Source organism: Peribacillus sp. 05N428 (assembly GCF_056397085.1).
The window spans coordinates 1-4,794 of record NZ_JBFTMS010000086.1; the positions used below are offsets into that span (position 1 = coordinate 1).

Sequence of the window (4,794 nt, forward strand, 5' to 3'; positions counted from 1 at the left end):
GTAGACTTAGGCGAAGACTACTTTGATAAACAGAGACAACAATCAATTTTTCGGCATTCACTAAGAAGACTTGAAAGTTTAGGATACACAGTTACATTACAAGAACCTGAAGCATCTTAATCCAGTCCACTTACCTACAATAAATCAGTGAATTAGGCGCTCTCCCCTTTTAAAAAAAACAATGAGCTGCGTCTTCTTAAGTATTGCCTTTTCCCCTAAATTCCAGAAGTCTATTTTCATGGTAGTTCATTAAGACATACGATTCTTATTAAAGAATCGCACCCTTTAATGGTTTATAAACTCTATAATTACCAGACAGGTCTTAACCTCGATGATAGTTTATCTTCATTTTCTTCAAAAACTAATTTTGTTAAATCTTCTTTGAGCATTTTCAGGCGTTCAGCACCTATGTTTTCAATCCAACGTTGCTCAATCTCATTTAGTATTTTCTCTTTTGCTTTCACTACTAACCAACCTCGTTCGGTCAAAACAATAATTTTCCCTCTCTTATCAGTGGGATGAGCTTTGCGCATTACATAGCCACTTTTCTCAAGATAATCCACCATTTTACTCACAGCTTGCTTTGTAATTCCTAAATATTCGGCTAGTTCTATACCTGTTGCTCCATTGGGAGTGATGCATTTAAACATAAAACCATGTGCAGGTCTAATATCTCCAAATCCCAATTCACTCAATCTGTCATGTAATTCATTAATTAATGTACTAAAGGATAATGATAAAAGTGATGTAAGATCCAATTCACTAAATACTTCATGATTCATACATAAAACCTCCTTAAATAACGTCAATTAGGTTGACTTTATTTGAAATCCATTGTACTATACACCATGTAGTCAATCAAGTTGACTATAGTTCAATTATAAAAGAAATAGGATTCACCGAAACAAAATTAATACATTATGGAGGGTTCTCATGGCTAACATCGTTAAAATTAGAGGAAGTGTATTTGCACCGTATGCTTGGTTGGAACCTATTAAAGATCCTGCAACAGAAAAGATATTCGAATACACTGGTGATGCACGTGAATTTACACCAAACGCTGTAAACACTATGCGGTCAAGATTAGAGCAAGAAGTGATTATTGATTTTTATAAAAAAGAAATTTCCACCTATACAAATGCTTGTACCGTAACTGTAAAAGTTACAAATCCAGATGGTTCTATTGATTATAAAAAAGGAAAAACAAGTACAGAAAATATTGTATGTACTAATGTTATGTGGGGCACTGATGAAATTTCTTTTGAAATGAGGGCAAGTGCAAGCAACCCTTTAAATGCAGCAGCACCTGCGGCTGATTATTTATTAACTATACATGTTAACAAGAGTGGTGTTGCACAAATTGAAGGTGCACATGATGGGTTCCCCTGCTATGAATTTTATAAACAAACAGATTTTGGTCCATTTGAATTAATATATACACATGATTTCAGAAAAACTGGTGACACTCCAGCAGCGCTAGCTGGGGAAATGGAATACAGTTTTAAAACGACAATCTAGATATAAATACTAAGTAGAAGTTTACAAGAAGCAAATATTAAAGGAAAAGCAATAATTTATACGAAAGAAATTGCGATCTGCTTTGCTCAATGACTCAATATTATTATCCATAAAATTAAAAATCATAGAGGTATGTCTCATGACTAATATCGTTAAAGTTAGAGCAAGTGTGTTTATTCCAATGTCTTGGACTGAACCTAAGAAAGATACTCAAACAGGAAACGTGATTCAATTCGAAGGTGACTCACGTGAATTTACACCATATGCTGTAAACGCTATGCGTTCCAGAATTGAACAAGAAGTAGTGGTAGATTTTTATAAAAAAGAAATCTTCACATATGCGAATACTGGCATAACAACAGAAAGAATCACAACTCCTGATGGTTCCGTTAATAAAAAAACAGGAAAAGCTAGTACGGAAGGTATTTTGTGCACTGATGTTGTATGGAGATCAGATGACGTCAAATTTCAAATGAGTGCTAGTGCTAGCAACCCATTAAATGTATATGCACCTCCCGTTGATTATCTATTAACTGTACATGTCAAAAAAGATGGTACTATCGATATTCAAGGTGCACATGACGGATTCCCTTGTTATGAATTTTATAAGCAAGTAAACTTTGGTCCGTTTGAAAAGATTCATACACATGACTTCAGAGAAACTGGTGATACACCTGAAGCTCTAGGTGGAGACATGGAATATAGTTTTAAAAAGATAATGTAAAGACAATAGGATTCCCTTTTTAGTGAATAAATATATAACAACATAAGAGTGGGTAACAGGAGGAAAATAGAATGACAACAGTATTATTTGTAAAAGCAAACAATCGCCCCGCAAACCAGGCGGTGAGTGTGAAATTATATGAGGCTTTTTTAGCAAGCTATAAAGAATCACATCCAAATGATACAGTGGTAGAACTTGATTTATACAAGGAAGAATTGCCATATGTAGGAGTAGATATGATTGACGGTACATTTAAGGCTAGTAGAGGACTTGATTTAACAGCAGAAGAAGCAAAAGCAGTAACTGTTGCTGATAAATATTTAGAACAATTCCTTGCAGCTGATAAAGTTGTGTTTGGATTCCCATTATGGAACTTAACAATTCCAGCTGTACTACACACATATATTGATTATTTAAACCGTGCGGGCAAAACATTTAAATATACGCCAGAAGGTCCGGTAGGTCTTGTTGGAAATAAGAAAATTGCATTATTAAATGCAAGTGGCGGTGTGTATTCTAAAGGACCAGCAGCTGAAGTGGAAATGGCTGTTAAATATGTAGCAAGTATGATGGGCTTTTTCGGTGTAAAAGATATAGAGAAAATAGTGATTGAAGGTCACAACCAATTCGCAGATAAAGCAGAAGAAATTATTGCTGCAGGGCTTGAAAAAGCTGTTAAAGTAGCAAGTACGTTTTAATTAATAAAAAACTTGTCACTCAATATAGCAGTACCAACACTTTTATAGTGGTGGTACTGCTTTTTTTATTTGCTTATCTTGCTACTTTGGGAGGAGTTAGAACCCAATTGATGTAATAATTCCATTTTAATCTTATAAAACGATAGAAAGAAGGATTGCATTACAATGAAAAGTTGATGGACAAAATATATATAAACTTGATTTCCTTATGGAACTAACCTGCCCCGTTAGTTCCATAAGAAAAAGCTGCCTTATAGACAGCTCCGATCTACCGCTAACGCACCCGTTAGCTGAATAAGATTTTTATTTTTTATCCTTTTTCTGTTCTCTATAAATAGAAACACCAACTACAAATATTCCTATTGTCACAACTGTAAATAACCAATATAAATCTAAATCTGTAAAATACTCAACGGTACTTATTATAAAGTTTATAAATATTAAAATGAAAAGAATAACATCCTTTTTAGTTAGTTTCCTTTTTTCAAAAAACAATCCCATTCATACACCGCCTATTGCTTAAATCATTGTTTTAGCTAATCATAACATACTACATTCTTCTTCCACTAAACTGCCCCTATAGTTGCATAAGAAAAGGAGCTGCTGATCAACTCCTGGTAATGAAGTAAAGCACCCGTTAGCTCAACAACATTTAGTTATCTTTTCAAAATAAATCTTGGAGATGGAAGGACTTCCTGTTCAGCTTCAAAAAAAGCCAACTTTCCTGGAATACAAGAGATAATTGACGGCATCCCATATCCAACGGCTTTTTCTAATGCAGCCAATAGGGGCAATTCTTTTCCATCAATGGTTTCACTCCAAGAAATTGCATAACAAGTATCTCCTGCCCCATATCTTTTTAGCAATTTAGCTATTTCTTCATAGTCTGAATTTGGCTTTGGGATTTCTTTCATATATTCCATACGAAGAGTTGTTCTATAATTATGACAAAGCCGCCCTAAAGCATCATGCCTCTTATCTTTTTTTAAAAAACAATTCGAATAAAACCCTATCTTGAACCCTTTTAGTGAAAAAAGATTTAACAATAATTTCTTCAATTTCTTTGTTCATCTCCAACCCCTCCCACACCTTGATTTTACTATAAAACACCATATTTTTAGGTGTGTTCTTATTAAGCTAACCTGCCCCGTTAGTGCCATAAAGAAAAAACTGCTGCCTTAAAGGCAGCTCTGATCTTCAGCTAAAGCACCTGTTACTGTTAATTAAGAAAATTATTTTTTAGGGCTTGTGCATTATCTTTATCTAACTCTCCATAACTTTCGTTTTCATTATTGCTAATAATTGTTGCTGTACCTGAACTTTCATTAAACCAAATTTCATATTCATAAAGTCTTTCAGGTTTATTTTCATCAAAAGTGTAAAACAAAGTAGCTTCTACGTCTGGTTTTCTAGCCATTTTAACCACTTTATCATCCCATTTGATTTGTTCAAATGCCTGCCTTAGCAGCTCTATTGATTCTCTATCTGTTATCATTACGACATCTTCGTATTTTCCTTCTGTATCAATTTTTTGAATATCTACTCTTGATAATTGTCCTTTTTCTTCCCCAATACATCCGACCAATAACACCATAAAGACAAAAAGAGAAGTAAAATTTATTATTTTTTTCATCATACACCTCCATAAATTTAGACGTTTACATTACAAAATAGTTCCAGCTTATCTTCAACTATCCTGCCCCGTTAGTTCCATAAGAAACTCCTATGGCGGCGCTCCTCGCCGCCACCATCTACTACGAAAATCTAAACTCAAAATAGAGTCTAACCCATTAACCCCTTGACAATAATGGAAAATAACAATACAACCAGGCTGAACTTTTTTTGGTGGATCTT

At 34.2% G+C, this 4,794-nt stretch carries 6 protein-coding genes and 1 pseudogene; 3 read left to right on the forward strand and 4 right to left on the reverse strand.

Annotated features, from left to right (window positions below; genetic code table 11):
* Positions 1-308 precede the first annotated feature (308 nt).
* A complete protein-coding gene (locus tag AC1DIV_RS29485; RefSeq protein WP_477577928.1) occupies positions 309-782 on the reverse strand; it encodes a MarR family winged helix-turn-helix transcriptional regulator in 474 nt (157 codons plus the stop codon).
* A gap of 151 nt (positions 783-933) precedes the next feature.
* Here AC1DIV_RS29485 and AC1DIV_RS29490 point away from each other — a divergent pair, with 151 nt between their 5' ends.
* The 3 genes from AC1DIV_RS29490 to AC1DIV_RS29500 all read left to right on the forward strand — a co-directional run bounded on the left by AC1DIV_RS29490 (position 934) and on the right by AC1DIV_RS29500 (position 2,940).
* Positions 934-1,518 (forward strand): DUF3238 domain-containing protein, encoded by a 585-nt coding sequence (locus AC1DIV_RS29490; RefSeq protein ID WP_477577929.1) that lies wholly within the window; start codon positions 934-936, stop codon positions 1,516-1,518.
* A 139-nt stretch (positions 1,519-1,657) separates the two neighbouring features.
* Complete coding sequence (locus AC1DIV_RS29495; protein WP_477577930.1) at positions 1,658-2,242, forward strand: DUF3238 domain-containing protein; 585 nt, start codon at positions 1,658-1,660, stop codon at positions 2,240-2,242.
* Positions 2,243-2,313: 71 nt separating this feature from the next.
* Positions 2,314-2,940: an FMN-dependent NADH-azoreductase gene (locus AC1DIV_RS29500; protein WP_364279327.1), complete on the forward strand. Its 627-nt coding sequence runs from the start codon at positions 2,314-2,316 to the stop codon at positions 2,938-2,940.
* A 303-nt stretch (positions 2,941-3,243) separates the two neighbouring features.
* Here AC1DIV_RS29500 and AC1DIV_RS29505 read toward each other — a convergent pair whose 3' ends face one another.
* From AC1DIV_RS29505 to AC1DIV_RS29515, 3 genes and pseudogenes are all read right to left on the reverse strand, one after another.
* The gene (locus AC1DIV_RS29505) at positions 3,244-3,441 is read right to left on the reverse strand and encodes a hypothetical protein (RefSeq protein ID WP_430114021.1); all 198 of its coding nucleotides are present in this window, start codon (positions 3,439-3,441) and stop codon (positions 3,244-3,246) included.
* A 155-nt stretch (positions 3,442-3,596) separates the two neighbouring features.
* Positions 3,597-4,011: pseudogene (locus tag AC1DIV_RS29510) on the reverse strand (hypothetical protein).
* 148 nt (positions 4,012-4,159) lie between these two features.
* Positions 4,160-4,573, reverse strand: a complete 414-nt coding sequence (locus AC1DIV_RS29515; protein WP_477577931.1) for a YhfM domain-containing protein — start codon at positions 4,571-4,573, stop codon at positions 4,160-4,162.
* Positions 4,574-4,794 lie beyond the last annotated feature (221 nt).

Coding starts and splice junctions, on each gene's coding strand:
- AC1DIV_RS29500 (WP_364279327.1), top strand. CDS start 2,314: ATGACAACAGTATTATTTGTAAAAGCAAACAATCGCCCCGCAAACCAG.
- AC1DIV_RS29490 (WP_477577929.1), top strand. CDS start 934: ATGGCTAACATCGTTAAAATTAGAGGAAGTGTATTTGCACCGTATGCT.
- AC1DIV_RS29515 (WP_477577931.1), bottom strand. CDS start 4,573: ATGAAAAAAATAATAAATTTTACTTCTCTTTTTGTCTTTATGGTGTTA.
- AC1DIV_RS29495 (WP_477577930.1), top strand. CDS start 1,658: ATGACTAATATCGTTAAAGTTAGAGCAAGTGTGTTTATTCCAATGTCT.
- AC1DIV_RS29505 (WP_430114021.1), bottom strand. CDS start 3,441: ATGGGATTGTTTTTTGAAAAAAGGAAACTAACTAAAAAGGATGTTATT.
- AC1DIV_RS29485 (WP_477577928.1), bottom strand. CDS start 782: ATGAATCATGAAGTATTTAGTGAATTGGATCTTACATCACTTTTATCA.